Genomic DNA, 26,311 nt, shown 5'->3' with positions numbered 1-26,311 from the left:
TCGAACCGCGGAGCCCCGCCGATGGCCTATACCCATGTCGATCTCTTCCCCCTCGGCGAGGACAAGACGCCCTACCGCTCGCTCGGCAACGAGGGTGTCTCGGTCGAGACGGTCGGCGGGCGCGAGGTCCTGAGCGTCTCGCGCGAGGCGATCAAGCGGCTCTCCGAGCAGGCCTTCATCGACATCAATCACCTGCTGCGTCCGGGCCATCTCGCCCAGCTCGCCAAGATCCTCGACGATCCCGAGGCGACCGGAAACGACCGCTTCGTCGCCTACGACCTGCTCAAGAACGCCAATATCGCCGCCGGCGGTGTGCTGCCGATGTGCCAGGATACCGGCACCGCGATCATCATGGGCAAGAAGGGCCGCAAGGTCTGGACCGAAGGCGACGACGAGGCGGCGCTCGGCGAGGGTGTCTACGACGCTTATCTCAAGCGCAATCTGCGCTATTCGCAGGTGGCACCGCTCTCCATGTTCGAGGAGAAGAACACCGCGACCAACCTGCCGGCGCAGATCGACATCTATGCCGAGGGTGAGGACGCCTACAAATTCCTCTTCGTCGCCAAGGGCGGCGGCTCGGCCAACAAGACCTTCCTCTTCCAGGCGACGCCATCGCTCCTGACCAAGGATCGCATGATCGCGTTCCTGAAGGAGAAGATCCTGACGCTGGGCACCGCCGCCTGCCCGCCTTATCACCTCGCCATCGTCATCGGCGGCACCTCGGCCGAGCAGAATCTCAAGACGGTCAAGCTCGCCTCGACCAAATATCTCGACGCGCTGCCGACCAAGGGATCGCCCTCCGGTCATGCCTTCCGCGACCTCGAGATGGAGGAGGAGGTCCACAAGCTGACGCAGGCGCTCGGCGTCGGCGCCCAGTTCGGCGGCAAGTATTTCTGCCATGACGTGCGCGTCATCCGCCTGCCGCGCCACGGTGCCTCGCTGCCGATCGGCCTCGGCGTCTCCTGCTCGGCCGATCGCCAGGCGAAGGGCAAGATCACCAGGGACGGCATCTTCCTGGAGGCGCTCGAGACCGATCCGTCGAAGTACCTGCCCGAGATCGACGAGGCCAAGCTCGGCGGCGACGTCGTCAAGATCGATCTCAACCGGCCGATGAGCGAGATTCTCGCCACATTGACGAAATACCCGGTGAAGACCCGGCTCTCGCTGACCGGGACGATCATCGTCGCGCGCGACTCGGCCCATGCCAAGATCCGCGAGCGGCTGGAGAACGGCCAGGGCATGCCGGACTATCTGAAGAACCACCCGGTCTATTATGCCGGCCCGGCCAAGACGCCGCAGGGCTTCGCCTCCGGCTCCTTCGGCCCGACCACGGCCGGCCGGATGGATTCCTTCGTCGACCAGTTCCAGTCCTTCGGCGGCTCGATGGTGATGCTGGCCAAGGGCAACCGCTCGGCCCAAGTCCGCGAGGCCTGCAAGGCCCATGGCGGCTTCTATCTCGGCTCGATCGGCGGCCCGGCTGCGCGCCTCGCCCAGGACTGCATCCGCAAGGTCGAGGTGCTCGAATATCCCGAGCTCGGCATGGAGGCGGTCTGGCGCATCGAGGTCGAGGATTTTCCGGCCTTCATCGTCATCGACGACAAGGGCAACGACTTCTTCAAGGAGCTGAATCTCGGATGATCGTTCGTGCCGCTGCCGCCATCCTGCTGACCCTGGTTCCGACTCTCGCTTTGGCGCAGCCCCGTCCCGTTCCGGCGACGTGCACGCGCGACCTGTTCCAGAACGAGGCGGCGATGCGCCAGCGGCAATATCGCATGCAGCAGGTCGCCACGGCCGACCAGGCGACGCAATGCGCCGCCTGGCGTGACCATGTCGCCTTCGTGCAGAAGGCGCGTTCCGTCTTCGCCACCTGTCAGACCGGTCGTGAGCGCGAGGAGAACGTCGCCCAGATGGACCAGTCGCTCGCCGATTACCGCGTACTGCTCGCCAATCGCTGCGGGCGGCGCTGACTATCTGATCTCTGGCGGCTGGCCGAGCTGCGCCCTGAAGAAGGCGAGCACGCGCGCGTTGAAATCGGCATGGAACGCGGCCCGGTCGAAACCGGGCTGATCGCTGCAGAGCTCGCCGGCCGATTGGGCCATCTCGGCCGGGCAGGGCGGCAGGAAGGAAAAATGCTGCGAGCCAGGTGCGACGCGAAAATCGGGCTTCGTCGGCAGCCAGCCTGCTATGTCCACGACACTCTCCGGAGTGACGCCGTCGCCGCCGCGTTCGGAGCCCCAGAGCTGAAGCGGAACTCGCACGTTTTTGAAGCTCTCCTGCGTGAAGAAGACGCTCAGCGGGTCGACGATAACCGCCGCCTTGATGCGGGCATCATGGCTGAGTTCGGGGAGCGCTCCCATGCGGACCTGCTCGCAGAGCGGGTCGCTCTTGCCCTCGCAGAGCCTGAGGCGCTTGCCGAACTGAGGGTTGGCGCCGATGGCGACGAGCCCGGTATAGCCGCCGCGAGAGAAGCCGAAGAAGCCGACGCGCCCGGCATCGATCATGGCCGCATCGGGCCATGAGCCGAGCATGTAGTCGATCGCGCGCTTGATGTCGGCCGGCCGTTCGACAAAGACCGAGAACTCGCGCGTCCGGCTCTGGTCCAGGCTGGTGTCGCCGGGATGATTGATCGCGACGACGATGAAGCCGGCATCGGCCAGAACCTCAGCCGTATCGCGATGTCCGAGGAAGCTGCCGGTCCTGCCATGCGAGACCACGATGAGCGGGCGCTTCTCGCCAGCGAGCGGGCAATTCATGCTGACGGACATGGCGAAAGGGCCTAGCCGTACCTCGCTTTTTGGCTGGGTGCATGGATACCAGACGGCTCCCTTGAGTGGCTGGTGTCCTTCTTCGGCAGGAATTTCGACGGGCTTGAACCCGGCAGCCTGCGTCAGCGAGGCTGCAACGCAAAATGCTATGCAGGAGACAAGACGACGGAGGTTCATGGCGGGCTCGCGTTGCGGATGGGGATGAACAGGTCGGTGCGCAGGGCGGCGGGCGTGATCCCGCGCGACGATGTATCGAGATAGTGCTCCAGCGTCGGCCGATCGTCCGGCTCATAGCCACTGGCCGGCATCCATCTCGTATAGATGGCCTGTGCCGCGGCGTTGATCCGGGTGTATGGGCCGACCAAGCGGTGCACGGCATAGCGGCCGCCGGGGATCTCCAGCGTCTCGATGTCCGAGTTCTCTGGCCAGGGATCGGGCGAGGCGATGGCGGCGTAGTATCTGAAGCGGCCGGCGTGTTGTGGACTGCCGAATGAGGCGCCCCATTTCTCCGAGATGACGCGTGGGCCGGCGCGCAGGCGCAACTGTCGGTGCGTATGGGGGATGGTCGCGAACGATCCGACGTGCCGCAATGCGCGCAGTTGTCGCTCCGGTCGCTCGACGATCGCGACCGCCGGCAGGGTTGGGTCGCCCGGGAGCAGCGGCGTCATTTCGGCAGCAACGAAGGCCTGCTTCATCTGTTGTCGGAATGCGCGGGGCGACTGCCCGGTGAACTCGCGAAAGGCGCGTGTGAAGGCTTGCGGGCTGTCATAGCCGACCGCCAGCGCCACTTGCGTGACGCTTTCATGGGAGCCGGTCAGAAGGCGGGTCGCAAAGGCCAGTCGGACGCGGCGAATCGTGGCGGCCACAGTCTCGCCGACGACACCGGCATAGACGCGGTGAAAGTGGAAGGGCGAGAAATTGGCGAGGCGCGCGAGAGCGTCGAGGCTGAACTCGGCCATCGGATCGGCGATGATGGCTGCGACCACGCGAGCCACCCGGGCACGATAATCCTGTTCTGTTCGATCGCTGACCATGGCTGACAGCCTGCCCTATCGCTGCGCCGAAAACTTAGCTGCTTTTGCTAAAGTGCCCGGATGCGGGTCGGTCCATTGCCGCATCCTGCATCCCAAATTGCCTCGCGGATGTGAATGCCGTCGTCTCCTGGCTTCGAAGACCAGCCGGCCAAACGGGTTTGGGCGAGCAGGCGTTTGGAGTATGGCAGTCACGCAAGTGCCCTGCCGTTTGCACTGCCGGGTTCGATTTGAACGACTACGGGATGATGGAATGACTGACGACATGACCTCCCCGCTCGGCATCGCCGTCGTGCCGGTGACACCCTTCCAGCAGAACTGCTCGATCGTCTGGTGCACGCGCACCAAGGAGGCGGCGGTCGTCGATCCCGGCGGCGATGTCGAGCGCATCCGCAGCGCGCTGACGGAGCTCGGCGTCACGCCGGTCGCGGTCTGGCTGACCCATGGCCATATCGACCATGCCGGTGGCGCGAGCGAACTCGCCGGCGTGCTCAACCTGCCGATCATCGGTCCGCACCAGGCCGACAAGTTCCTGCTCGACGCCCTGCCGCAGCAGGGGCTGATGTTCGAGATGCGCGGTGTGCAGGCGGTGACGCCGACGCGCTGGCTCGCTGAGGGCGACAGCGTCTCGGTCGGCGATATCGAATTCTCCGTCCAGCATGTGCCGGGGCATACGCCCGGACACGTCACGCTGTTCCAGAAGGACCTGCGCTTCCTGCTTGCCGGCGACACGATCTTCGCCGGCTCGGTCGGGCGCACCGATTTCCCCTATGGCAATCACAAGGACCTGATCGGCGGGATCAAGGGCAAGTTGCTGCCGCTCGGCGACGACGTCCAGTTCCTGCCCGGCCACGGCCCGGCCAGCACGCTCGGCGAGGAGCGCCAGACCAATCCGTTCCTGCAGGGGAATTCGCAGTAAGACTGCGGTGCCCAGAAACGCCAACGGCCATGTCCGGAAGGGCGCGCGTACATCCGGCGTCGCTACCTTCGGGCTCATGGCCGTCTTCAACGGGACGGAGGGCTGTGGAACGCCCTCGACATCACCGTGACCCGGATATGGGATTATGATCCTGCCTTTACAAGGGGCAGCGCGGTGAACGTCCGAATGTGCGTCCGGCGCCGCCTGCATTGCCGCTGACGTTTCCCATGCGATAGTCGCTGATATGTGGGAGATTCTCTCCGCCTATTGGCCGCATATCCTCGGCTTCGCCTCGCTGGTGCTAACCGTGGTCGCCGCCAGCCATGCAGCGATGACGAAGGACGAGGTCCGCGCCGCCATTGGCTGGGTCGGCGTCATCGTGCTCTCGCCGATCATCGGTCCGCTGGTCTATGCGGTTGGCGGCATCAACCGCATCCGCCGCGCCTCGATCGTCTCGCAGCGCAGGCAGAAACTCGGCGCCTATCCGCTTGCGCAGACATTCGAGGTCTCGGATGCCGAGGTCGCCGGCGATGTCGGGCGCCGGTTCGCCGCTCTGAAGACCCTGGGCGACAAGGCGACGCTTCGCCATCTCAAGACCGGCAATGCCATCGCGGTGCTCAGGACCGGTGACGAGGCCTATGCCGCGATGATCGCGGCGATCGCGGCGGCCGAGCGCTCGATCATCCTCGAAACCTACATTTTCGATCGCGACCCGCTCGGCCTGCGCATCGCCGACGCGCTGATCGCGGCTCACGGGCGCGGTGTCGCGGTGCGCGTGCTGATCGATGCCGTCGGCGCGCGCTATTCGGTGCCGAGCATCGTTGGCCACCTGCAGAAGGGCGGCGTGCCGGTCGATGTCTTCAACGGCAATATCATCGTCGGCCTGAGATTGCCCTATGCGAACCTGCGCACGCACCGCAAGCTGCTGGTCGTCGACGGGCGCATCGCCTTCGCCGGCGGCATGAACATCCGCCAGGGCTTCACCACCGAATTCGCCGGCGAAGCTGCTGCGCACGATACGCATTTCCGCGTCGAGGGCCCGGTCGTCGAGGATCTGTTCGGCGTCGCAGCCGAGGATTGGCGTTTCGCCTCGGGCGAGGAGCTCGCCGGCGATGCCTGGGCGGTCACGCCTCAAGCGGCGTCAAATGGACCGCACGTCCTGATGCGTGCGGTGGCCTCGGGGCCGGATGCCAGCCTGGAGACCAACCACAAGCTGCTGATCGGCGCCTTCTCGGTGGCACGGACTTCGATCCGGATCATGTCGCCCTATTTCCTGCCGGATCGCGAGCTGATCAGCGCGCTGGTCACGGCGGCGCGGCGGGGCGTCGCCATCGACATCGTCGTGCCCGACGTCAACAATCTCGTCCTGGTCGATCGCGCCATGCGGGCGCAGTTCGACCAGGTGCTGAAGGATGGCTGCAGGATCTGGCGCGCTACCGGCTCTTTCGACCACTCCAAGCTGCTCGCGATCGACGGCGCCTGGGCCTATGTCGGCTCATCCAATCTCGATGCGCGTTCGCTCAGGCTGAATTTCGAGATCGACCTCGAAGTGCTCGACGAAAGCTTCGCCCGCGGTATCGAAGAGCGCGTCGATGCCGCGATCGCAAGGGCGCGCCCGGTCACGCTGAAGGGGCTGCGCTCGCGGCCCTTCCCCTTGCGCCTGCTCGACCGGATGCTCTGGCTCTGCTCGCCCTATTTGTGAGGGCTGGCGGCTGTCTGGGGCAGGCCCCATGCCGTCATGGTCGGGCTTGTCCCGACCATCCACGTCTTCCTTCGGGAAATGCGGTGTTCAAGACGTGGATGCTCGCCACAAGGGCGAGCATGACGGTGCGGTGCGGGTCTCAGCCCTCGAACACGCCCTTCAAGAAGTCCTGCTTGCCGATCTGGAAGGCGTTCTCGCGCAGGATGTCGTAGGCGGTCGTGGCGTGGAAATAGAAGTTCGGCACGGCGAAGCGGATGAGGTAGTCGGCGCCCTTCATGGTCACGGTGGCCGAGGGGCCACGCGGGAAGGTCACGTCCTTGGCGAGCCCGGCATCGAGCGCCGCCTTGTCGACCGAGGCGATGAAGGCGAGGGTTTTCGCGATGCGCGCCTTCAGCTCCTCGAAGCTCTTCTCCTCGTCGGGGAAGCGCGGATTCTCGGTCCCGCTCACCCGCGCCGCAGCGTTCTTGGCGAAATCCGACATCAATTGGATCTGGCGGGTGAAGGACAGCATGTCCGGGGCGAGCCGGCTCGACAGCAGCACCTCGGCCTGGATCCTGCGCTCGGACGCCTCGGTGACCGCCTTGTCGAGGATGGCGTCGAGCGCCTTCAGGGTCTGCACGAAACCGGGAAAAACGGCGTCATAGGCGGAAAGCGGCATCGAGGATTCCTCACCAACGAAAACGGGCCCGGAAAGGGCCCGCTGCGTTCGTCGATATAAGCCTTTTGCCGCCGATGTCAGCGGGTGTCGGCGTCAGTCCTTGGCGCGCTCGACATAGGAGCCGTCGGCGGTCATCACCACGATGCGGGTGCCAGCGCCGATATGCGGCGGCACGGCGGTGCGCACGCCATTGGTAAGGATCGCCGGCTTGTAGGAGGAGGAGGCCGTCTGGCCCTTGGTCACCGGCTCGGTCTCGGCGACCTCGACCGTGACGCGCTGCGGCAGTTCGATCGCGACGGCCCGGTCCTCGAACACCGAGAGCGTGACCTTCATGCCTTCCTGGAGATAGGGCGCCATGTCGCCGACCACGTCGCCATCGACCGGGATCTGGTCGTAGGTCTCGGGGTTCATGAAGACGTATTGCTCGCCGTCCTGATAGAGATAGGTGAAGTCGCGATCCTCGACATAGGCGCGCTCGACCTGCTCGGTCGTCTTGTAGCGCTGGGTCATCTTCACACCGTCGGCGATGCGGCGCATGTCGATTTGCGTCGTCGGCGTGCCCTTGCCCGGGAAGAAGCTCTCGGCCGAGATGACTGTGCAGAGATGCCCGTCGAGCTCGAGGACGTTGCCCTTGCGGACGGAGGAGGCGATGACCTTGACCACGTGGATTTTCCTTGGCTGGCGCGGGCTTCATCCGCGCGCTATGCGAATTCCTGTGTCGCGCCACTACCGCATTCGGGACGTAAACGGAAGCGCGCAGGCCGGTTTGCACGGCTTTCGCCGCAGAGAGATGTGATGAGCCAGACCCACCCGCCCTTCTGGCGGCCGGACGTCCATGCCGACCGGCGCCCCGCGCTTCTGGCGCGGGGGCGGATCAAGGCGGCGCTGCGGCGCTGGTTCGAGGCGCGCGATTTCATCGAGGTCGAAGCCGCGATCCTGCAAGTCTCGCCCGGCAATGAGACGCATCTGCACGGCTTTTCGACCACGCTGATCGACGATGCCGGCGTTGGCCATCCCTATTATCTACACACCTCGCCGGAATTCGCCGCCAAGAAGCTGCTGGCCGCCGGCGAGTCGCGCCTGTTCGATTTCGCCCGCGTCTTCCGCAATCGCGAGCGCACGGCGCTGCACCATCCCGAATTCACCATGCTGGAATGGTATCGCGCCGGCGAAGGCTATGAGGCGCTGATGCGGGACTGTGCCGATCTGCTGGCCGAGGCCGCGCGTGCCGCCGGTACGACTCTCCTGCGCTGGCGCGATAGCGAGGTCGATCCCTTCGCCGAGCCCGAGCGCGTGACCTTGCACGAGGCCTTCGCCCGCCATGCCGGCATCGACCTGATGGCGACCATTGCCGGTGACGGTGCAACCGACCGCGCGGCGCTGGCCGCGCAGGCACAAGCCGCGGGCATCCGCCTCGCCGAAGACGACAGCTGGTCCGACATCTTCAGCCGTATCCTCTCCGAGAAAATCGAGCCGCAGCTCGGCCGCGGCCGCGCCACCATCCTGTGCGAATACCCGATCTCGGAGGCGGCGCTCGCCCGGCCCAAGCCCGGCGATCCGCGCGTCGCCGAACGCTTCGAGCTCTATGCCTGCGGCGTCGAGCTGGCCAATGCCTTTGGCGAATTGACCGACCCGGACGAGCAGCGCCGGCGTTTCGAGGCTGATATGGAGGAGAAGCAGCGCATCTATGGCGAGCGCTATCCGATCGACGAGGATTTCCTCGCCGCGCTGGCGGCGATGCCGCAAGCTTCGGGCATCGCGCTCGGCTTCGACCGGCTGGTCATGCTCGCCACCGGCGCGCGCCGGATCGAGGACGTGCTCTGGACGCCGGTCGCGGAACCGGGCAGGGGAGGGCGATGACGATCCACCAGCCGCCCGGCCAGCCGCTCAGGACGCTCGACGCCCTCGTCGAGCGCGGCCTCGTCGCGCCCGAAAGGCATGCGGCGCTGGCTGAGGTGGCGAAGCGCTATGCCGTCTCGGTGACTCCGGCGATCGCGGCGCTGATTGATCCCACCGACGACGCCGACCCGATCGCCCGCCAGTTCATTCCCGCCGCGGCCGAGCTGACGACCCTGCCGGAAGAACTCGCCGATCCGATCGGCGACGAGGCGCATTCGCCGGTCGAGGGCGTGGTCCATCGCTATCCGGATCGGGCCCTGCTCAAGCTGGTCCATGCCTGCCCGGTCTATTGCCGCTTCTGCTTCCGCCGCGAGATGGTCGGCCCCGGCGGCGATGCGCTGACGGGTGAAAAACTCGACGCTGCGCTCATCTATCTCGCCTCCCGCCCGCAGATCTGGGAGGTGATCATGACCGGCGGCGACCCGCTTATCCTCTCGGCAAGGCGGGTGCGCGAGGTGGCGAAGCGCCTCGCCGCGATCCCTCATATCAAGGTGGCGCGCTGGCATACGCGCGTGCCGATGGTCCAGCCCGAGCGCATCACCGAAGACTATGCCCGTGCCCTGCGCATCCCGGGCAAGGCGAGCTACATCGCCGTCCATGCCAACCATCCGCGCGAGTTCACTGCGGACTCGCAGGCCGCGCTGGCGCGGCTCGCTGATGCCGGCCATGTCCTGATCAGCCAGAGCGTGCTGCTCAAGGGCGTCAATGCCGATGTCGGGACGCTGTCGGCGCTGATGCGCGCCTTCGTCGAGAACCGGGTTAAGCCCTATTACCTGCACCATCCCGATCTCGCGCCGGGGACGAGCCAGTTCCGGCTGTCGCTGGCGGAAGGGCAGGCGCTGGTCAAAAGCCTGCGCGGCAACCTTTCCGGCCTGTGCCAGCCGACCTATATCCTCGACATCCCTGGCGGGGCCGGCAAGATTCCGGTCGGACCCGCCTTCCTTTCGGGCTGCGAGACGCCCGGCGCGCAAGGCTTCGCGGAGGATCGCCATGGCGATCTCCACGCCTATCCGCCGGCCTGACGCTGCCCCGCCGCGGCGCTCCGCGAAGGATTGAAGGCCATGCTGACCCCCTCCGCGCCCGACAAGCTGCCGCTCGCGATCGTCTCTGACATCGCCTGCCCCTGGTGCTTCATCGGCAAGACCCGGCTCGAAACCGCGCTCGCCAATCACAATCTCACCGAGCGTGTGGCCATCACTTGGCTGCCCTATGAGCTCAATCCGGAGATGCCGGCTGACGGCATGGACCGCACCGCCTATCTCGACGCCAAGTTCGGCCCCGGCAAGCGCCGCGAGATCGAGTTGCGCCTGTCCGAGGCGGCGCTGGAGAGCGGCGTCACCTTCAACTGGGCGAAGGTCACGAAGAGCGTCAACACGCGCATGGCGCATATGCTCGTCGCTGCCGCCGCGACCGTGCAGCGCGGCGGCGAGATGACCGCGGCGCTGTTCAAGGCCTATTGGCAGGACGGGCGCGACATCGGCGATCTCGAGACGCTGGTCGCCATCGCCGGCGAGCAGGGGTTCGACGAGCAGGCGGCGCGCGACGAGCTCGCCAATGACGAATTGCGCGAGACCGTGATCGGGCTTGAGGCGCATGCCCAGAAGGTCGGCGTCACCGGCGTGCCCTTCTTCATCGTCGACGGCAAGCTCGCGGTCTCGGGCGCCCAGCCGCCGGAAGTCTGGACCCAGGTTTTCGCGCAGGTGCTGGCGGCGAAGCCTCATGACGAGGATGATTGACGCGTTCCGCGGCACGCCTTTGCGCTCAGATCGAAAAGAAGATCTGTCTCAAAAATGAGATAATTCTTGCGCGGCAACTCGAATCGTGCCTTTCACCTCGGGAGCAGGTGGAGGGCAAGGCGATGACGCAGAAGATCAATGATCTCCGGGACCGCATGATCGTCGCGCTCGACGTGCCGACGGTCTGGGATGCCTACCGCATCGTCTCGACGCTGGGCGACGGGGCGAGCTTCTACAAGATCGGCTACCGGCTCGCTTTCGCCGGCGGGCTCGACCTCGCCCGTCAGCTCGTGACCGAGGGCAAGAAGGTCTTCCTCGACCTCAAGCTGCACGACATCGGCAACACCGTCACCGAAGGCGTGGAATCGCTGACCAAGCTCGGCGTCACCTTCCTGACCGTGCACGCCTATCCGCAGACCATGCGCGGCGCGGTCGAGGGGCGCGGCGAGGCGGCGCTGAAGCTGCTCGCCGTCACCGCCCTGACCTCTTATGACGATGGCGACCTGAAGGATGCCGGCTACGGCCTCGCGGTGCGCGATCTCGTGCGGATGCGCGCCCAGCAGGCCCGCACTGCCGGCGTCGACGGCATCGTCTGCTCTGCCGCCGAGACCGAGATCGTGCGTGGCGTCATCGGCCCAGACATGGCCATCGTAACACCTGGCATCCGGCCTGCCGGCAGCGCCGTCGGCGACCAGAAGCGCACGCTCACTCCGGCCGAGGCGATCCGCGCCGGCGCCGACCATCTCGTCATCGGGCGTCCCATCATCCGCGCGGCTGACCCGCGTGCAGCGGCGGCGGCGGTCATGGACGAGATCGCGGGCGCCGCCTAGATCATCGCGCGTCCGAACGGACGCGATCACGATGATCTATCATAGTGTTGTCGCATCGGAGCCTTCCGAAAAGTGGGGTCCACTTTTCGGTCCGATGCGATAGTCTGCCGCTCCTTTCCACCGGATACGGAAGCGGCAAATGCCCAAGGGATATGTGATCGGTCGCGCCAAGGTGACCAATGCGACGCAATGGGCGGTCTATGCCGCAAAGGCCTCCGAGGCGATCAAGCAATATGGCGGCACGCCGCTGGTTCGCGGCGGCCAGATGACGGTCGGCGAGGGCGTGGGCGTGGCCCGCAATGTCGTCCTCGAATTCCCCGACTACGCCACGGCCAAGGCCTATTTGTTCTCGGCCGAATATGCCGAGGCGCGCAAGCTGCGCGAGGGCGCCGGCGAGATCGACCTGATCGCGGTCGAGGGGGCCTGACTATGGCCAAAGGCTACTGGATCGCCCGCCTCGACGTGCAGAACGAGTCGGAATACGCCACCTATCGCTCGCTCAACGCGATCGCCTTCGCCAAATACGGCGCCAAGTTCATCGTCCGCGGCGGCGAGTACAAGCTCGCCCGCGGCGAGGGCCGCAAGCACAATGTCGTCATCGAGTTCAAGGACATCGAGACGGCGCGCGCCTGCTATGAGTCGCCGGAATACCAGGCGGCGGTGCAGCACCTCGCCAAGGTCGGCCCGGTCGATCTCGTCATCATCGAGGGTTACGAGGGTGCGCAGCCGGGCGATTGAGCCCGGCCTTCTCGCGTTGTTCCGAGGCAGTCCGTAGGGCTGAGCCCGAAACCCATGAACATTGCCGTCTTCGTCATGGTCGGGCTTGTCCCGACCATCCACGTCTTTCGTCGGCGAGCGCGGTGTTCAAGACGTGGATGCTCGCCACAAGGGCGAGCATGACGAACTGGAACGGCGTCGTGGTCATGGGTTCCGGGCTCGACGCTGACGCGTCGCCCCGGAATGACGGCCCGCCCTCAGCTCTCGAACAGCGTCCGGAACCGGCTCGGCTGCGAGCGCAGATACTGTTTTGGCGCCTTGACGCTGGCGCCGAGATGGGCGGCGGCATGCCAGGGCCAGCGCGGCTCGTAGAGGATGCCGCGGGCGAGCGCGACCATGTCGGCATCGCCGCCGGCGACGACAGCCTCGGCATGCTCGTAATCGGTGATCAGCCCGACGGCGATGGTCGGCACGCCCGTTGCCGCCTTCACCGCCCGGGCCAGTGGCACCTGATAGCCCGGCGACAGCGCGATCTTTTGAGCGGCCGAGACGCCGCCGCTGGAGACATGGACGAAGCTGACACCGCGGGCCTTCAGCGCCTCTGAGAAGGCGATAGTCTGGGCGACATCCCAGCCGCCCTCGACCCAGTCGGTCCCGGAGACGCGCACGCCGACCGGGATCGCGGTCGGGACCGCCTCGCGCACCGCGTCGAAGACCTCGAGCGGGAACCGCATGCGGTTTTCCAGCGAGCCGCCATAGCCGTCGTCGCGCTGGTTGGCCAGCGGCGACAGGAACTGGTGCAGCAGATAGCCATGGGCGCAGTGCAGCTCGATCGCCTGCAGGCCGAGTCGTACCGCCCGGCGCGCCGTTGCGACGAAGGCCTCGCGGATCCGCTTCAGCCCGGCGGCGTCGAGCGGCAGTGGCGGCCGGTCCTTGGCCTGCATCGGCAGGGCGGAGGGAGCGAGTGTCTGCCAGCCGCGATCCTCGAGCGGGCGCTGGCCACCGCCGGTCCAGGGCGAATAGACCGAGGCCTTGCGGCCGGCATGGCCGAGCTGGATGCCGATCGGCATGTCGGAATGGCGGCGGACCGCGTCGAGCACGCGCGCCAGCGCCGCCTCGTTCGCATCGCTCCACAGGCCGAGATCGTCCGGGCTGATCCGCCCGTCGGGCTCGACAGCGGTCGCCTCGATGATCAGGAGCCCGGCGCCCGACAGGGAGAGGTTGCCGAGATGGATCAGATGCCAGTCCGTTGCCGAGCCGTCTTCGGCCGAATACTGGCACATCGGCGCGATGACGATCCGGTTCGTCAGATGAAGGCCGCCGAGATCGAAGGGCTGGAAGAGCTGGCTGGGCATGGGCGTCTCCGGACAGGCGGTTGGCGGCTCAGGGCGAGATCAGCCAGATCGCGAGGGGGAAGGTGAGGGCGGCCGCAGCGGTCGAGATCACGATCGCCGCCGCGATCGGGCGGCTGTCGGTGTCGAAGCGTTCGGAAATGACGAAAACATTGGCTGCGATCGGCAGCGCCGCATAGAGCACGCCGGCCTGGACCCAGAACGGGTCGAGCTTCAGGACCAGCGCCAGCACCGCCCAGGTCAGCAGGGGATGCAGGACGAGCTTGCCGATGACCAGCGGCAGGACGCCGCGCAGGGGCAGCCTGCCCTCGCGGCTCCACTGGAAGGCGGCGATCCCCAGCGCGAAGACGCCAACCGGCGCCGCCGAGGCGCCGAGGAAGAGCAGGAAACGGTCGACCGGCTCCGGCAGCGCGACCCCGCTCAGCGACAGCGCGATCCCGGCCAGGATCGAGAGCATGAACGGGTTGACGATCGTGCCGCGGACGAGCTTGAGCGCGATCACAAGCGGCGAACCCTGTCCGCGCCCGGCCTCGATCAGCCCGATCGAGAGCGGCACGATCAGGGCGGTATCGCAGATCAGGCCGATCGCGATCGGCGCCGCGGCACTGTCGCCGAGGAAGGCGAGCATCAGCGGGATGCCGAGGAAGGCGAAATTGCCGCCGACCAGAGCTTGGCCCCGCGATACGGCGTTCGGGAAAGGCAGGCCGAGCAGACGCCGTTGCAGCGCGATGGCGAGGGCGAGCACCGCGACCCCGATCAATGCAAGCGCGGCGAAGAAGACGCCGTTCCAGAGTTCCGCGATCGGCTGGCGCGACATCACCCGCAGCACCATCGCCGGCGTCGCCACCATGAAGGCGAAGGTGTTGAACACCCTGACCGCATCGGCGCTGAACAGGCCGCGCCAGGCGGTGAAGGCGCCGAGCCCGATCACCGCGAAGAAGGGCGTGCTGGTGGCGAGGAATTGCAGCATGGGCGGACCGAGCGCCCGCGCGGCGGGCTTGTATTACCGCGCTAGCAGATTTCGGCGGCTATCGCGGCTGTCACAGACGCATGGGGCCTGCGCTTGGGCGTGTTAGTGCCGCTCCGTCTCCGCGGCTGCAGTCTTCGCGCCACTGCCGCGCCGGGCCTTCAGCACCGGCTCGACGATGAAGTGCATGCCGACGAGGCAGAGCCCGCCGACGACGAGACCTAACACCGCGGAAGCGGCTGCGGTCGTCAGCCATTCGAGCACGCCCGTGAGCGCCGGCCAGGCGCGCCCGACCACAACGGCGACATCGTGGATGGCATGCTCGATCCCGGCGAGCCCGTAGCCGGCGAGGCCGTGGATGATGATGCCGCCGCCGACCCAGAGCATCGCCGCCGTGCCGACCGCGCTCAGCACCTTGAGGAAGGGTGGCATGCCGGCAACAAGGCCCCGTCCCAGCAGCCGGACCGGAAGGATGCCGCTGCGCGACAGGGCGACGCCGGCATCGTCAGCCTTCACGATCAAAGCGACGACGCCATAGACCAGCACGGTCATGCCGAGGCCGACCACTGCCAGCACCAGCGCCTGCATCCAGAAGGACGAGGCGGTGATGGTCGAGAGCGTGATCGCCATGATCTCGGCCGAGAGGATGAAGTCGGTCTTGATCGCGCCGGCGATCTTCTGCTCCTCGAGCTGCTTGGCGTCGAGGATGTCGGTGCCACCCTCGCCGGCGCCCTCGTCATGATGGGCATGCGGCACGACGAGCTCGTAGACCTTCTCGAAGCCTTCGAAGCAGAGATAGGCGCCGCCGATCATCAGCAGCGGCGTGATCGCCCAGGGCGCGACGAGCGTCAGCACCAGCGCCGCTGGCAGCAGGAAGAGCAGCTTGTTCTTGAGCGAGCCGAGCGCGATCTTCCAGATGATCGGCAATTCCCGTTCCGCTGCGAAGCCTACGGCATAGCGCGGCGTCACGGCCGCATCGTCGATGACGATGCCGGCTGCCTTGGCGCCGGCCTTGGTCGCTTGCGCCGCGGCATCGTCGAGCGTGGCCGCGGCGACCTTGGCCAGGGCTGCGACGTCGTCGAGAAGGGCGAACAGTCCCGAACTCATGGCGGTCTCCAGGCGAGGCCGCGGGCTGGGCGGCGCGCAGCTGATAAGCGATCCGGTTTGCCTTGATATGACAGCAGCGAGCTGCCCGCAGGCAAGCGCGAGCGGATGCGGGCTTGACTCCAGAGCGGTTTGGAGTCGCTTTATGCTTGGAACAAAAAGTGAACACTTACCCCAATGGCAGACGCTTCCACCCGATCCCTGGCTACCTTGCGGCAGAGCCTCGCTCTGGCGGGGCTGGCGCGCGAGCTTTCGCCGGTGGAGCGGGTCGCCTTCGGATCGCCCTTGCTGGACGAGCCGCTGGGTGGTGGCCTCGCGCGCGCCGCTTTGCATGAGGTCTATGCCTCGGCCGGGGCAGACCTTCCTGCCGCGACGGGCTTCGCCGCGGCGCTGGCTTTGCGCGCTGCCGGCTCGCGGCCCGTGCTCTGGGTCCGGCAGGATTTCCTCGATGCCGAGGCCGGGCGCCTGCACCCGCCGGGCCTGGCCGAGCTCGGGCTCGATCCCGCGCAGATCCTCTTGGTCAGGGTCCGGGACGGCGAGGGGGCGCTGCGGGCAGGGGCGGAAGCAGCCCGTTGTGCTGCGCTCGGGGCGACGCTGATCGAGCCTTGGGGCGCGCCGCGCCAGTTCGACCTGACGGCCAGCCGCCGCCTGGCGCTGGCGGCTGAGACCTCCGGCGTTCTGACCCTGCTGCTGCGGGTGGCGGCCGAGCCGCAGCCCAGCGCCGCGAGTACGCGCTGGCAGGTGCGCGCTTTGCCGTCGCGAGCGCGGGAGGCGGAGGCTCCGGGCGATCCCGCCTTCGGATTGCGGCTGCTGCGCCACCGCGGCGGCCTTGGTGAGCGTGAGTGGCGTGTGGAGTGGAACCGTGACGAACGATGTTTCCGGGACAGGATCGGGAGCGAGGGAGGCAAAAGGGATGCAGCGCCGCTATCTCGCCCTCTGGTTTCCCTATCTGGCGAGCGAGCGCCTGCGCCGGCGGGCTTGCGCCGGACCGGATGAGCGCCCGCTCGTCCTGGTCGAGAAGGATCGCGGCGCGCTGCGCCTCGCCGATTGCGACCAGCGCGCCGTCGCGCTCGGCCTGACCCGTGGCCTGACCCTGGCCGATGCCCGCGCCCGTATCCCGGAACTGACGGTGGTCGAGGCCGATCCCGCCGCGGACCAGCGCCTGATCGAATGGCTCGCCGCGCTCTGCGACCGCTTCACCCCGCTCGTCGCGCTCGATCCACCGCATGGCCTGGTGCTCGACATCACCGGCTGCGCCCATCTCTTCGGCGGCGAGGCGGCCCTGCGCCAGCGCGTCGGCCGCAGCATGGATTGGCTCGGTCTCACCGTCTTCGCCAGCATCGCCGGCACGCCGGAGGCGGCCCGCGCGCTCTCCCGCTTCGGCCGCTGCGCCATCTCGCTGCCGGGCGAGGATGAGCAGCGGACACTGCCGCTGCCGGTCGCGGCATTGGAGGCTTCGCCCGAGACGGTGATCGCCCTGTCGCGCGCCGGGCTGAAGACATTGGGCGATCTCGCCGGCCGGCCCTCGCACACGCTCGCCGCCCGCTTCGGCGAGGCGCTCGTCACCAAGCTGCGCCGCATCCGCGGCCATGAGGATGCGCGCATCACGCCCTTGCGGCCGCCACCCGATTGCGTGGTCGAGCGGCATTTCCCCGATCCGCTGCAGGATACCGACGGGCTTGAGCAGATCGTTGCCCGCCTGCTCGGCGAGGCCGGGCGTCTGCTCGAGGCGCGCGGCGAGGGCGGGCGCGCCTTCGAGGTCAGCTTCTTCCGCAGCGATGGCGCGGTGCGCCGGCTTCAGCTGGAGACAGGCCGGCCCTCGCGCGACGCCGCGGCGATCCTGCGGCTCTATCGCGAGCGCATCGACAGTCTGGCCGACCCGCTCGATCCCGGCTTCGGCTATGACGCGATCAGGCTTGCCGTTCCGGTCTGCGAGCCGCTCGGCACGCCGCAAGCGAGCCTCGACGGGCGTGCCGTCGAGGAGGAGGCGGTGGCCGATCTGGTCGACCGGCTTGTCGCCCGCTTCGGCCGCGAGCGCGTGCTGCGCTTCGTCGCGCAGGACAGCCACCAACCCGAGCGCGAGGCGGCGCTGGTGCCGGCAGCCGCCGGCAAGACGGAGGAAACGCCTTGGCCGACCTCACAGCCGGACGAGCCGCCGGCCCGCCCGCTCCAGCTCTTCGAGCCGCCACAGCCTGTCGAGACCCTGGCCGAGGTACCCGATGGGCCGCCCTTGCGCTTCCGCTGGCGGCGCGTGCTGCACGAGATCGCCCGCGCCGAGGGCCCGGAGCGGATCGCGCCGGACTGGTGGCGCGACGGGCCCGGCGAACATACGCGCGATTATTACCGCGTCGAGGACGCGCAGGGGCGCCGCTTCTGGCTCTTCCGCGCCGGCCTCTATGGCCGCGAGACGACCTCCCCGCGCTGGTATCTGCACGGGCTGTTCGCATGACCGCCTACGCCGAACCCGTCGCTGCGAGCAATTTCTCTTTCCTGCGTGGCGCCTCGCCCGGGCCGAACCTGGTGATGACCGCGCTGCTGCTCGGCCAGACCGGTCTCGGCATCGCCGACCGCAACACGGTCGCCGGCGTGGTGCGGGCCTGGAGTGTGCTGCGCGATCTGCGCGAAGACGGCGTGCGGGCTCCCGAAAAGATCCGCGAGGGCGGCAGCCCCGGCGAATACATCTGGGTCGAGAACCCGGCCTTCGCCGATCTGCCCTTCACCTTGCCGCAACTCCAGGCGATGGCGAAGGGCTTCAAGCTCGCCACCGGCAGCCGTCTCGTCTTTGCCGATGGCACGCCCGACATCGTCGCCTATCCCGCCAACCGCGCCGGCTGGGGTCGCCTCTGCCGCCTGCTCACGACAGGCAATCTGCGCGGCGCCAAGGGCGAGTGCATCCTCACCCTCGACGACCTGCTGAACGATGCCCGCGACCTCCTGCTGATCGTCCTGCCGGAACGCCGGCTCGACGGCCTCTCCGACATCCTCGTCCGGCTAGATGCTGCCGCCCCCGGTGCGGTCTGGCTCGCCGCCAGCATGTCGCGCCGCGGCGACGATCGCCGCCGCCTCGCCCGGCTGAAAAGTATCGCGGCGCCGACCCGCACGCCGCTGATCGCCACCAACGACGTGCTCTACGATGCACCCGAGCAGCGCGACCTGCAGGATCTGCTGACCTGCATCCGCGAGGGCACCACGATCGACAAAGCCGGCCGCTTGCTCGAAGCCAATGCCGAGCGCCATCTCAAGCCGCCGCAGGAGATGGCGAGGCTCTTCAAGGAGGCGCCGGAAGCGATCGAGGAGACGCAGCACCTGCTCGGCCGCATCGAATTCGACCTTGGCGAGCTGGAATATGAATACCCTGACGAACCCATCCCGCCCGGCTGGACACCGCAGCGTTGGTTGGAGGAACTCGTCCGCCGCTGCTGCGAAATTCGTTATCCCAATGGTGTGCCGGAGAAGGTGCAGAGGCTGCTGCTGCAGGAGCTCACGCTGATCGCGAAGCTCGATTACGCCCGTTACTTCCTCACCATCCGTCAGATCGTCGAATTCGCCGAGAGCCGGGGTATCCTCTGCCAGGGGCGTGGCTCGGCGGCGAATTCAGCCGTCTGCTACGTGCTCGGTATCACCGCCGTGGATCCGGCCGAAAGCGATGTGTTGTTCGAGCGCTTCATTTCGACCGAACGGCGTGAACCTCCCGATATCGATGTCGACTTCGAACATGAGCGGCGCGAGGAAGTGATCCAGTGGATCTACAAGACCTATGGCCGCGAACGTGCCGGCATCGCCGCGACAGTGATCCATTACCGGCCGCGCAGCGCCATGCGCGAAGCCGGCAAGGCGCTGGGGCTGACCGAGGACGTCACCGCCCGCCTCGCCTCGACGCAATGGGGCAGCTGGGGCTCCGACATCACCCGCAACCAGATCCGTCAGGCCGGGCTCGATCCCGACAATCCAGTGATCGCGCGGGCCGTGCGCTTCGCCGTGCGCTTGCTCGGCTTTCCGCGTCATCTCTCGCAGCATGTCGGCGGTTTCGTCCTGATGCGCGGTCGCCTCGACGAGACCGTGCCGATCGGCAATGCCGCGATGGACAAGCGCACCTTCATCGAATGGGATCGCGACGACATCGATGCGTTGCGCTTGATGAAGGTCGATGTGCTCGCATTGGGCATGCTGACCTGCATCCGCAAGGCGTTTGACTTGCTGCGCCAGCATGAGGGCGAGGATTTCGGACTGGCCGACGTTCCCCAAAACGACAAGGCAACCTACGACATGCTCTGCGAGGGCAAGTCCCTCGGCGTCTTCCAGGTCGAGAGCCGGGCGCAGATCAACATGCTGCCGCGGCTGAAGCCCCGAAAACTCTATGATCTCGTCATCCAGGTCGCGATCGTCCGGCCCGGCCCGATCCAGGGCAATATGGTGCACCCCTATCTGAAGCGGCGTGCCGGGATCGAGGACGTCACCTATCCGTCGCCCTCGCCGGAGCACGGTCAGCATGACGAACTCTTCGAGGTCCTCAACAAGACGGAAGGCGTGCCGCTCTTTCAGGAGCAGGCCATGCGTCTGGCCATGGTCGCGGCAAAATTCAGCGACATCGAGGCCAACGGACTGCGCAAGGCGATGGCGACCTTTCGCAATGCTGGGACCATCGGCCAATACGAAGAGAAGATGGTCGAGCGCATGGTGGCGCGCGGCTATGAGCGCGACTTCGCCCAGCGCTGCTTCGAGCAGATCAAGGGCTTCGGCAGCTATGGCTTCCCCGAGAGCCACGCCGCCTCCTTCGCCAAGCTGGTCTATGTCTCCTCCTGGCTGAAATGCCACCACCCGGCGATCTTCGCCGCGGCGCTGCTGAACTCGCAGCCCATGGGTTTCTACGCTCCGGCCCAGATCGTCCGCGAGGCGCAGGAGAATGGCGGCGTCGAGCCACGCCCGATCGACGTCAATTCCAGCGCCTGGGACAATCTGCTGGAGCCGGGAGCGCCGGGCTGGAAAAGCCGCTGGGCGCTGCGCCTCGGCCTGCGCCAGCTCGACGGCTTCAAGGAAGATTGGGCGAAGCGCCTCGCCGAAGCTCGTACTGAGCCCTATCGCGATGTCGAGGAACTCGCTCGCCGCGCCCGGTTGCCGGCGCGCGCCATGCGCCTGCTCGCCGATGCTGACGCCTTCCGCTCGCTCGGGCTCGATCGGCGCGAAGCGCTCTGGGCGGTGCGCCGCCTGCCGGACGATGAGGCGCTACCGCTGTTCGAGGCGGCGCAGGCGCGCGAACTCGGGGCTGAGTGGATCATGGCGCTGCCGACCATGCCGCTCGCCGAGCATGTCGTTGCCGACTATCAGACGGCGCGGCTCTCGCTGAAGGGCCATCCGATGGGCCTGCTGCGCGCCCGTTTCGCCCGCGAGCGCGTCGCCAGCTGCGCGCAGATTTCAGCGACGCGCGACGGAACCTGGGCCAGCGTCGCCGGCGTCGTGCTGGTGCGCCAGCGCCCCGGCAAGGGCAATGCCATCTTCATCACGCTGGAGGACGAGACTGGCATCACCAATGTCGTGCTCTGGGCCCGCGATTTCGAGCGCTTCCGCCGCGAGGTCATGGCGGCGCGGCTGCTCCTGGTCGAGGGCAGGGTGCAGAAGAGCCCGGAGGGTGTTGTCCATCTGATGGCGAAGCGCGTCGTCGATCGCTCGGCTGAGTTGCTGGGCCTCTCCGATACCCATCGCGCCGAGATCGTGCTGACCCGCGCCGACGAGTTCCAGCATCCGCAGATCCCGCGGGCGCGCCATCCCCGCAATGTCCGGATCCTGCCGAAATCGCGCGATTTCCATTGAGGCTGCCTGCCCATTCAATCCAGATATGGGCGTGACTAGATTGTCGGTCTCGCTTTCAGTGCGACTGCAGGCCCCAGGAGACAGCCCATGGACATCATCCGCGCCGGAACCCGGCCATCGGCGAAAGGGCCGGGCGACTGGTTCAGCGGCACTGTCCGCATCGATCCGCTGTTCAATCCGCATGCGCCCGAGCGCGTGCAGGGCGCCAGCGTCACCTTCGAACCGGGCGCCCGCACCGCCTGGCACACCCATCCGCTCGGCCAGACGCTGGTCGTGACAGCCGGCTTTGGCCGGGTGCAGCGCTGGGGCGGGCCGGTCGAGGAGATCAGGCCGGGCGACGTGGTCTGGTTCCCGCCGGGCGAGAAGCACTGGCATGGCGCGGGGCCTGAGACGGCGATGACCCATATCGCCGTGCAGGAAGCGCAGGATGGCAAAGTGGTCGACTGGTTGGAGAAGGTCTCCGACGCCCAGTATGGCGGCTGAGAACGGCAGCTATCTTGCAGCGCCAATGACAGGTTGGCGCTGCCGGGCAGCAATAACGGTGTCATGAGAAAGGCTGGTGCTGCGAGAGAGGATTGAACTCTCGACCTCTCCATTACCAATGGAGTGCTCTACCACTGAGCTACCGCAGCAGGACCGTGCTTATGCTGGCGTTTCGGGTCGATCGAGGACCCGTAAAGGCGCCGCGCCGTTCCGAAGCGGCGTCCTGATGCCACAAGCCCTGCCCCGACGCAACCTGTTACGCACATATCCCTGCACATGAAAATGAAGGGCGCTCGACCTCTCCATTACCAATGGAGTGCTCGACCTTGCTGCGACCGTTCGTTTCAGTCCGGCAGCAGCAGGCGCTGGTCGATGCGGAACAGCCGGCCGTCGCCGAGGAGATGGGCGCAAAAGCCCAGGCCGAACAGCGGCCGAAAGGCGGCGTCACGGACATTGAGGCCGCCGGCATAGGCGCCCATCGCCGGCATGACGCAGCGGCTCGGCGAGAGCGCAAAGCAGCGCCGGCGCAGCGCCCGGCCGCGCATCCGGACCTTGGCGGCGGGGTGCAGATGCCCGGCGATCTCCGGCAGTGCACCTGAGGGGCTCGGCTCGTGCCGCAGCCTGACGCCGCGCAGATCGAGCTCGTCGAGCACCGTGCCGCCCATTGCGGCCGAGATCGCGGGGTCGTGGTTGCCACTGATCCAGAGCCAGTCGCGGCCAGCCTGAAAGGCGCGCAGGGTCGCAAGGCAGCCCTCGTCGATCCGCGCCTCGGCGCCGCGATCATGGAAGCTATCGCCGAGCGCGATCACGCGCGCCGGCTGGTAGCGCAGGATCGCGGCGCCGAGCAGCCGCAGCGTCGCAGCAGAATCATAAGGCGGCAGCAGGACGCCGCGCGCCGCATAGGCCGAGCCCTTCTCCAGATGCAGGTCGGCGACGACGAGCGTGCGCTCATCCGGCATATAGAGCGCGCCGGAGAGATCGGGCACGACAGCGAGCCGGCCGAGCATGAAGGCTTCGGCCGCCACGTCTCCCGTCTCCTTCGCCGCCAGGTTCACGCCATCGCCTCTTCGAGCATCTGCGCTTCCGCCTCGGCCAGGATCTCGTCGGCCGCTTCGCCATGGACCGCCTCGCGCCCGATCTCCAGCATGACCGAGACCGAGAGCGGCGAGACGTGATCGAGCGGCTGATGCACGATTCGCCCGCTGATCCGTGTCAGCATTTGACCCAGTCGGCCGATGTCGAGCAAGCCGGTCGCGGCATCGGCGCGTGCGGCGCGTAGCAGCACATGGTCGGGTTGGTGCCGGCGCAATACGTCGTAGACGAGATCGGTCGAGATCGTCACCTGCCGCCCGCTCTTCTCCTGGCCGGGAAAGCGGCGCTCGATCAGCCCGCCGATCACGGCGCAGGAGCGGAAGGTGCGCTTCATCAGCGCCGATTCGGCCAGCCAGTCCTCGAGATCGTCGCCGAGCATGTCCTGCGCGAAGAGCTCGTCGAGCGAGAGCGCCCCACGCGCGATCGCTGCGCCCATGTCGCCGAGCGTCCAGACGCCCAGGCCATAATCGTTGCAAACGAAGCCGAGCGGCTTCAGGCGCGCCCGCTCCAGCCGGCGGGTCAGCAGCATGCCGAGTGTCTGGTGGGCGAGGCGGCCCTCGAACGGATAGGCGACGAGGAAGAACCGTCCCGCTCGCGGAAAGGTTTCGACCAGGAGCTCGCCCGGCTTGGGCAGGCGCGATTTCAGCCGCTGCGCATGCAGCCAGGACGAGACCTCATCCGGCAGCTTCGTCCATTCCTTCGGTGTCGCCAGGATGGCGCGCACCCGCGCGGCAAGGAAGGTCGAGAGCGGGAACTTGCCGCCGGCATAGGACGGGATTTTCGGGTCGGTGCCGGCACTGGTGCGCGAGCAGACCACCTCGTTCTCGACGATGCCCTCGAAGCGCAGCACCTCGCCGGCGAAGATGAAAGTGTCGCCCGCCGTCATCGTCTCGGCGAAATACTCCTCCAGCTCGCCGAGCACGCGCCCGCCGCGGCTGAGCATGGGCTGGCTGCCGGGCCGGGCTGGCCTGGAGCGGCCGAGCCGAACCTTGAGCATGGTCGATTCGACGATGGTGCCGACATTCATCCGGTATTGCTGGATCACGCGGGCATTGCTGGCGCGGTAGACGCCGTCCTTGCTCTGCCGAAGCTTGGCGAAGCGCTCATAGCTCTTCAGCGCATAGCCGCCGGTCGCGACGAAATCGACGACCGCGTCGAAATCGGCGCGGGCGAGCTCGGCATAGGGCGAGGCGGTCAGGACTTCCCGATAGAGCGCATCGGGCTCGAATCCATCCGAGCAGGCGACCCCCAGCACATGCTGGGCGAGCACGTCGAGTGCCCCGATCCGCGGTGGCGGGGTATCCTGCGCCGCCTCCGCCACCGCATCGAGCGCGGCGCGGCATTCGAGCAGTTCGAAGCGATTCGATGGCACCAGCAGCGCCTGCGAAGGCTCGTCCATGCGGTGATTGGAACGGCCGATGCGCTGCATCAGGCGGCTCGCGCCCTTGGGCGCGCCGACATTGATGACGAGGTCGACATCGCCCCAGTCGATGCCGAGATCGAGCGTCGCGGTGCAGACGACGGCCTTGAGCCTGCCCGCCGCCATCGCCGCCTCGACCTTGCGGCGCTGGCCGACATCGAGCGAGCCGTGATGCAGCGCGATCGGTAGCGTCTCCTCGTTCACGCTCCACAGCGCCTGGAACATGAACTCGGCCTGCATGCGCGTGTTGACGAAAACCAGCGTCAGTTTGTGGGCCTGGATTGCGGCGTAGATGTCGCCGACGGCGTGGGCGGTGACATGGCCCGCCAGTGGCAGCCGGCGGCTTGTCGCCATGATGCCGATCTGCGCCTTTGCCCCACCCTTGACGGTGACGAGGCCGGATGGCGTGCCGGCGCCGCCGAGATAGGCTTGCAGGTCGGCCGGCTCGCGCACCGTCGCCGAGAGGCCGACCGCGCTCATCTCAGGCGCCAGCTCACGCAGCCGGGCAAGGTCGAGCGAGAGCAGGTCGCCGCGCTTCGAGGTGACGAGCGCGTGCAACTCGTCGAGCACGACACGGCGCAAGCCAGCGAAGAACGGCCTGGCATCGCGGTGCGAGACCAGCAGCGCGAGCTGCTCTGGCGTCGTCAGCAGAATATCCGGCGGGCGTTCGATCTGGCGGGCGCGCTTGGCCGGCGAAGTGTCGCCGGTGCGGGTCTCGACCTTCACCGAGAGCCCCATTTCCCTGATCGGCGTCTCCAGATTGCGGGCGATGTCGACCGCGAGCGCCTTCAGCGGCGAGACATAGAGCGTGTGCAACCCGTCGCGCTCGCCGCCGCGCTGGGTGAGTTCGACCAGTGAGGGCAGGAAGCCGGCGAGGGTCTTGCCGGCGCCCGTCGGCGCGACCAGCAGGGTCGAACGCCCGGCCCGGGCTTCCTCCAGCAGAGCGAGCTGATGCGCCCGCACGCTCCACCCGCGGCTGGCGAACCAGGCGGAGAAGGCGAGGGGAAGAGGCGAGGGCGCATCCATCGAGCGACAGAGATAGGCTCTGTCGAACGAAAAGGGAACGGTGGTCTCTCGCCTTTCAGACGGCCGTGCCGGTGCCCGATCCCAGCACGACCACCCTGCTGCCGACGGGGACGCGTCGATAGAGGTCCAGGATGTCCTGGTTGAGCAGCCGGATGCAGCCGGACGAGACCATCGTCCCGATCGTCCACGGCTCGACGGTGCCGTGCAGCCGGTAGAGCGTGTCGCGCCCGTCGCGATAAAGGTAGAGCGCGCGTGGGCCTAGCGGATTGCCGGCGCCGCCGGCGAGGCCGCCGGCGTGGCGGCCATAGCGCTGCGGCTCGCGGCGTATCATGTCCGGTGTCGGCGTCCAGCGCGGCCATTGCGCCTTGCGCGCGATTGTCGCGGCGCCGCGGAAGTTGAAGCCTTCCTCCTTGCCGACGCCGATGCCGTAGCGGATCGCGCGCCCGCGCTCGCCGACGAGATGGGCATAGCGTTCGCCGGGATCGACGACGACGGTTCCCGGCGGCTCGGCCGTGCGATAGCCGACCTCGCGCCGCAGGAACTCAGGCCCTATCTCGGCGAGGTCGATGGCCGGTATCGGAAAGGGCTCGCCGTCGATGGCGGCGTAGATCGAAGCGTAGTCGGCCTCGACCATGTCGGGACGACTGGGGGACGCCTGGCTGGACTCGGGCGCGGGCCTAGTGACGCAGCCGGACAAAAGGAATGGGCTGCCGAGCAGCAGGCGGCGTCTGTCGATGGGCATTCGGCTATTGCTCGTGGGAGGGACTGGTGAGGCGATAGAGCAATTTGCCGCGGCAGCGTC

At 67.4% G+C, this 26,311-nt stretch carries 24 protein-coding genes and 1 tRNA gene; 14 read left to right on the top strand and 11 right to left on the bottom strand.

The annotated features are described in order from the left end of the window. Positions 1–21 precede the first annotated feature (21 nt). Both AC07O0_RS18360 and AC07O0_RS18355 read left to right on the top strand, forming a co-directional pair. Complete coding sequence (locus tag AC07O0_RS18360) at positions 22–1,638, top strand: fumarate hydratase (protein WP_494625123.1); 1,617 nt, start codon at positions 22–24, stop codon at positions 1,636–1,638. Continuing rightward, on the top strand, positions 1,635–1,967 hold the full coding sequence (locus AC07O0_RS18355) for a hypothetical protein (RefSeq protein WP_494625122.1): 333 nt from the start codon (positions 1,635–1,637) through the stop codon (positions 1,965–1,967). The genes AC07O0_RS18360 and AC07O0_RS18355 overlap by 4 nt, the downstream gene beginning before the upstream one ends. Here AC07O0_RS18355 and AC07O0_RS18350 read toward each other — a convergent pair whose 3' ends face one another. Then, entirely contained in the window at positions 1,968–2,765 is a 798-nt protein-coding gene (locus tag AC07O0_RS18350; RefSeq protein ID WP_494625121.1) for an alpha/beta hydrolase family protein, read from the bottom strand. A gap of 173 nt (positions 2,766–2,938) precedes the next feature. After that, positions 2,939–3,751, bottom strand: a complete 813-nt coding sequence (locus AC07O0_RS18345) for an AraC family transcriptional regulator (RefSeq protein WP_494625120.1) — start codon at positions 3,749–3,751, stop codon at positions 2,939–2,941. A 298-nt stretch (positions 3,752–4,049) separates the two neighbouring features. Between AC07O0_RS18345 and AC07O0_RS18340 the strand changes: the two genes are divergently transcribed. Together AC07O0_RS18340 and AC07O0_RS18335 are read left to right on the top strand one after the other, a co-directional pair. After that, positions 4,050–4,715, top strand: coding sequence for an MBL fold metallo-hydrolase (locus tag AC07O0_RS18340; RefSeq protein WP_494625119.1), 666 nt, complete (start codon positions 4,050–4,052; stop codon positions 4,713–4,715). 244 nt (positions 4,716–4,959) lie between these two features. Then, a complete protein-coding gene (locus AC07O0_RS18335) occupies positions 4,960–6,417 on the top strand; it encodes a phospholipase D-like domain-containing protein (RefSeq protein WP_494625118.1) in 1,458 nt (485 codons plus the stop codon). A 139-nt stretch (positions 6,418–6,556) separates the two neighbouring features. Here AC07O0_RS18335 and AC07O0_RS18330 read toward each other — a convergent pair whose 3' ends face one another. Then, positions 6,557–7,075 carry a DUF1993 domain-containing protein gene (locus tag AC07O0_RS18330; protein WP_494625117.1) on the bottom strand — a complete coding sequence of 173 codons (519 nt, stop codon included), beginning with the start codon at positions 7,073–7,075 and terminating at the stop codon, positions 6,557–6,559. 93 nt (positions 7,076–7,168) lie between these two features. Next, entirely contained in the window at positions 7,169–7,738 is a 570-nt protein-coding gene (gene efp, locus AC07O0_RS18325; protein ID WP_454026705.1) for an elongation factor P, read from the bottom strand. 132 nt (positions 7,739–7,870) lie between these two features. Between efp and epmA the strand changes: the two genes are divergently transcribed. The 6 genes from epmA (at position 7,871) to AC07O0_RS18295 (ending at position 12,278) form a co-directional block, all read left to right on the top strand. Beyond that, the gene (epmA, locus tag AC07O0_RS18320) at positions 7,871–8,935 is read left to right on the top strand and encodes an EF-P lysine aminoacylase EpmA (protein WP_494625116.1); all 1,065 of its coding nucleotides are present in this window, start codon (positions 7,871–7,873) and stop codon (positions 8,933–8,935) included. Continuing rightward, positions 8,932–9,996 carry a lysine-2,3-aminomutase-like protein gene (locus AC07O0_RS18315; RefSeq protein ID WP_494625115.1) on the top strand — a complete coding sequence of 355 codons (1,065 nt, stop codon included), beginning with the start codon at positions 8,932–8,934 and terminating at the stop codon, positions 9,994–9,996. The genes epmA and AC07O0_RS18315 overlap by 4 nt, the downstream gene beginning before the upstream one ends. 39 nt (positions 9,997–10,035) lie before the next feature. Then, the gene (locus tag AC07O0_RS18310; protein WP_494625114.1) at positions 10,036–10,710 is read left to right on the top strand and encodes a DsbA family oxidoreductase; all 675 of its coding nucleotides are present in this window, start codon (positions 10,036–10,038) and stop codon (positions 10,708–10,710) included. A gap of 122 nt (positions 10,711–10,832) precedes the next feature. Beyond that, on the top strand, positions 10,833–11,540 hold the full coding sequence (gene pyrF, locus AC07O0_RS18305) for an orotidine-5'-phosphate decarboxylase (protein WP_494625113.1): 708 nt from the start codon (positions 10,833–10,835) through the stop codon (positions 11,538–11,540). 139 nt (positions 11,541–11,679) lie between these two features. Beyond that, the gene (locus AC07O0_RS18300) at positions 11,680–11,967 is read left to right on the top strand and encodes a DUF1330 domain-containing protein (RefSeq protein WP_092155005.1); all 288 of its coding nucleotides are present in this window, start codon (positions 11,680–11,682) and stop codon (positions 11,965–11,967) included. Positions 11,968–11,969: 2 nt separating this feature from the next. Continuing rightward, positions 11,970–12,278, top strand: a complete 309-nt coding sequence (locus AC07O0_RS18295; RefSeq protein ID WP_284172982.1) for a DUF1330 domain-containing protein — start codon at positions 11,970–11,972, stop codon at positions 12,276–12,278. A 236-nt stretch (positions 12,279–12,514) separates the two neighbouring features. Here the strand turns inward: AC07O0_RS18295 and AC07O0_RS18290 are convergent, their stop codons facing one another. From AC07O0_RS18290 to AC07O0_RS18280, 3 genes are all read right to left on the bottom strand, one after another. Further along, complete coding sequence (locus AC07O0_RS18290; protein ID WP_494625112.1) at positions 12,515–13,612, bottom strand: NADH:flavin oxidoreductase/NADH oxidase; 1,098 nt, start codon at positions 13,610–13,612, stop codon at positions 12,515–12,517. A 28-nt stretch (positions 13,613–13,640) separates the two neighbouring features. Further along, positions 13,641–14,579: an AEC family transporter gene (locus tag AC07O0_RS18285; RefSeq protein WP_494625111.1), complete on the bottom strand. Its 939-nt coding sequence runs from the start codon at positions 14,577–14,579 to the stop codon at positions 13,641–13,643. Positions 14,580–14,681: 102 nt separating this feature from the next. Then, entirely contained in the window at positions 14,682–15,683 is a 1,002-nt protein-coding gene (locus AC07O0_RS18280) for a DUF808 domain-containing protein (RefSeq protein ID WP_494625110.1), read from the bottom strand. A gap of 174 nt (positions 15,684–15,857) precedes the next feature. On the opposite strand from AC07O0_RS18280, the gene AC07O0_RS18275 reads away from it, so the two are divergent. From AC07O0_RS18275 to AC07O0_RS18260, 4 genes are all read left to right on the top strand, one after another. After that, entirely contained in the window at positions 15,858–16,676 is an 819-nt protein-coding gene (locus AC07O0_RS18275; RefSeq protein ID WP_494625109.1) for an ImuA family protein, read from the top strand. Further along, complete coding sequence (locus tag AC07O0_RS18270) at positions 16,594–18,129, top strand: Y-family DNA polymerase (protein ID WP_494625108.1); 1,536 nt, start codon at positions 16,594–16,596, stop codon at positions 18,127–18,129. Before AC07O0_RS18275 ends, AC07O0_RS18270 begins: the two co-directional genes overlap by 83 nt. Beyond that, the gene (locus AC07O0_RS18265; protein WP_494625107.1) at positions 18,126–21,488 is read left to right on the top strand and encodes an error-prone DNA polymerase; all 3,363 of its coding nucleotides are present in this window, start codon (positions 18,126–18,128) and stop codon (positions 21,486–21,488) included. The genes AC07O0_RS18270 and AC07O0_RS18265 overlap by 4 nt, the downstream gene beginning before the upstream one ends. An 87-nt stretch (positions 21,489–21,575) precedes the next feature. Then, positions 21,576–21,971 carry a (R)-mandelonitrile lyase gene (locus AC07O0_RS18260; protein ID WP_494625106.1) on the top strand — a complete coding sequence of 132 codons (396 nt, stop codon included), beginning with the start codon at positions 21,576–21,578 and terminating at the stop codon, positions 21,969–21,971. A gap of 74 nt (positions 21,972–22,045) precedes the next feature. Here AC07O0_RS18260 and AC07O0_RS18255 read toward each other — a convergent pair. The 4 genes from AC07O0_RS18255 to AC07O0_RS18240 form a co-directional block, all read right to left on the bottom strand. Next, positions 22,046–22,120: transfer RNA gene (locus AC07O0_RS18255), tRNA-Thr, on the bottom strand. 195 nt (positions 22,121–22,315) lie between these two features. Next, complete coding sequence (gene pdeM / locus AC07O0_RS18250) at positions 22,316–22,978, bottom strand: ligase-associated DNA damage response endonuclease PdeM (protein ID WP_494625450.1); 663 nt, start codon at positions 22,976–22,978, stop codon at positions 22,316–22,318. Positions 22,979–23,022: 44 nt separating this feature from the next. Next, the gene (locus tag AC07O0_RS18245) at positions 23,023–25,509 is read right to left on the bottom strand and encodes a ligase-associated DNA damage response DEXH box helicase (protein ID WP_494625105.1); all 2,487 of its coding nucleotides are present in this window, start codon (positions 25,507–25,509) and stop codon (positions 23,023–23,025) included. A gap of 55 nt (positions 25,510–25,564) precedes the next feature. After that, positions 25,565–26,251 carry a L,D-transpeptidase gene (locus AC07O0_RS18240; protein ID WP_494625104.1) on the bottom strand — a complete coding sequence of 229 codons (687 nt, stop codon included), beginning with the start codon at positions 26,249–26,251 and terminating at the stop codon, positions 25,565–25,567. Positions 26,252–26,311 lie beyond the last annotated feature (60 nt).

The organism is Allobosea sp. GW821-FHT10B12, from assembly GCF_059415545.1.
Note: the sequence above shows the minus strand (reverse complement) of the source record. Positions and strands in the feature narration are given on the sequence as shown.

What these genes read in the sequence shown, in the direction of transcription:
- AC07O0_RS18350 (WP_494625121.1), bottom strand. Translation starts at nt 2,765, where the DNA reads ATGTCCGTCAGCATGAATTGCCCGCTCGCTGGCGAGAAGCGCCCGCTC.
- AC07O0_RS18280 (WP_494625110.1), bottom strand. Translation starts at nt 15,683, where the DNA reads ATGAGTTCGGGACTGTTCGCCCTTCTCGACGACGTCGCAGCCCTGGCC.
- AC07O0_RS18310 (WP_494625114.1), top strand. Translation starts at nt 10,036, where the DNA reads ATGCTGACCCCCTCCGCGCCCGACAAGCTGCCGCTCGCGATCGTCTCT.
- AC07O0_RS18330 (WP_494625117.1), bottom strand. Translation starts at nt 7,075, where the DNA reads ATGCCGCTTTCCGCCTATGACGCCGTTTTTCCCGGTTTCGTGCAGACC.
- AC07O0_RS18315 (WP_494625115.1), top strand. Translation starts at nt 8,932, where the DNA reads ATGACGATCCACCAGCCGCCCGGCCAGCCGCTCAGGACGCTCGACGCC.
- AC07O0_RS18285 (WP_494625111.1), bottom strand. Translation starts at nt 14,579, where the DNA reads ATGCTGCAATTCCTCGCCACCAGCACGCCCTTCTTCGCGGTGATCGGG.
- AC07O0_RS18275 (WP_494625109.1), top strand. Translation starts at nt 15,858, where the DNA reads ATGGCAGACGCTTCCACCCGATCCCTGGCTACCTTGCGGCAGAGCCTC.
- AC07O0_RS18300 (WP_092155005.1), top strand. Translation starts at nt 11,680, where the DNA reads ATGCCCAAGGGATATGTGATCGGTCGCGCCAAGGTGACCAATGCGACG.
- AC07O0_RS18245 (WP_494625105.1), bottom strand. Translation starts at nt 25,509, where the DNA reads ATGGATGCGCCCTCGCCTCTTCCCCTCGCCTTCTCCGCCTGGTTCGCC.
- AC07O0_RS18355 (WP_494625122.1), top strand. Translation starts at nt 1,635, where the DNA reads ATGATCGTTCGTGCCGCTGCCGCCATCCTGCTGACCCTGGTTCCGACT.
- AC07O0_RS18340 (WP_494625119.1), top strand. Translation starts at nt 4,050, where the DNA reads ATGACTGACGACATGACCTCCCCGCTCGGCATCGCCGTCGTGCCGGTG.
- pyrF (WP_494625113.1), top strand. Translation starts at nt 10,833, where the DNA reads ATGACGCAGAAGATCAATGATCTCCGGGACCGCATGATCGTCGCGCTC.
- AC07O0_RS18290 (WP_494625112.1), bottom strand. Translation starts at nt 13,612, where the DNA reads ATGCCCAGCCAGCTCTTCCAGCCCTTCGATCTCGGCGGCCTTCATCTG.
- AC07O0_RS18360 (WP_494625123.1), top strand. Translation starts at nt 22, where the DNA reads ATGGCCTATACCCATGTCGATCTCTTCCCCCTCGGCGAGGACAAGACG.
- AC07O0_RS18270 (WP_494625108.1), top strand. Translation starts at nt 16,594, where the DNA reads ATGCAGCGCCGCTATCTCGCCCTCTGGTTTCCCTATCTGGCGAGCGAG.
- AC07O0_RS18240 (WP_494625104.1), bottom strand. Translation starts at nt 26,251, where the DNA reads ATGCCCATCGACAGACGCCGCCTGCTGCTCGGCAGCCCATTCCTTTTG.
- AC07O0_RS18260 (WP_494625106.1), top strand. Translation starts at nt 21,576, where the DNA reads ATGGACATCATCCGCGCCGGAACCCGGCCATCGGCGAAAGGGCCGGGC.
- AC07O0_RS18335 (WP_494625118.1), top strand. Translation starts at nt 4,960, where the DNA reads ATGTGGGAGATTCTCTCCGCCTATTGGCCGCATATCCTCGGCTTCGCC.
- AC07O0_RS18295 (WP_284172982.1), top strand. Translation starts at nt 11,970, where the DNA reads ATGGCCAAAGGCTACTGGATCGCCCGCCTCGACGTGCAGAACGAGTCG.
- AC07O0_RS18265 (WP_494625107.1), top strand. Translation starts at nt 18,126, where the DNA reads ATGACCGCCTACGCCGAACCCGTCGCTGCGAGCAATTTCTCTTTCCTG.
- pdeM (WP_494625450.1), bottom strand. Translation starts at nt 22,978, where the DNA reads ATGCTCGGCCGGCTCGCTGTCGTGCCCGATCTCTCCGGCGCGCTCTAT.
- epmA (WP_494625116.1), top strand. Translation starts at nt 7,871, where the DNA reads ATGAGCCAGACCCACCCGCCCTTCTGGCGGCCGGACGTCCATGCCGAC.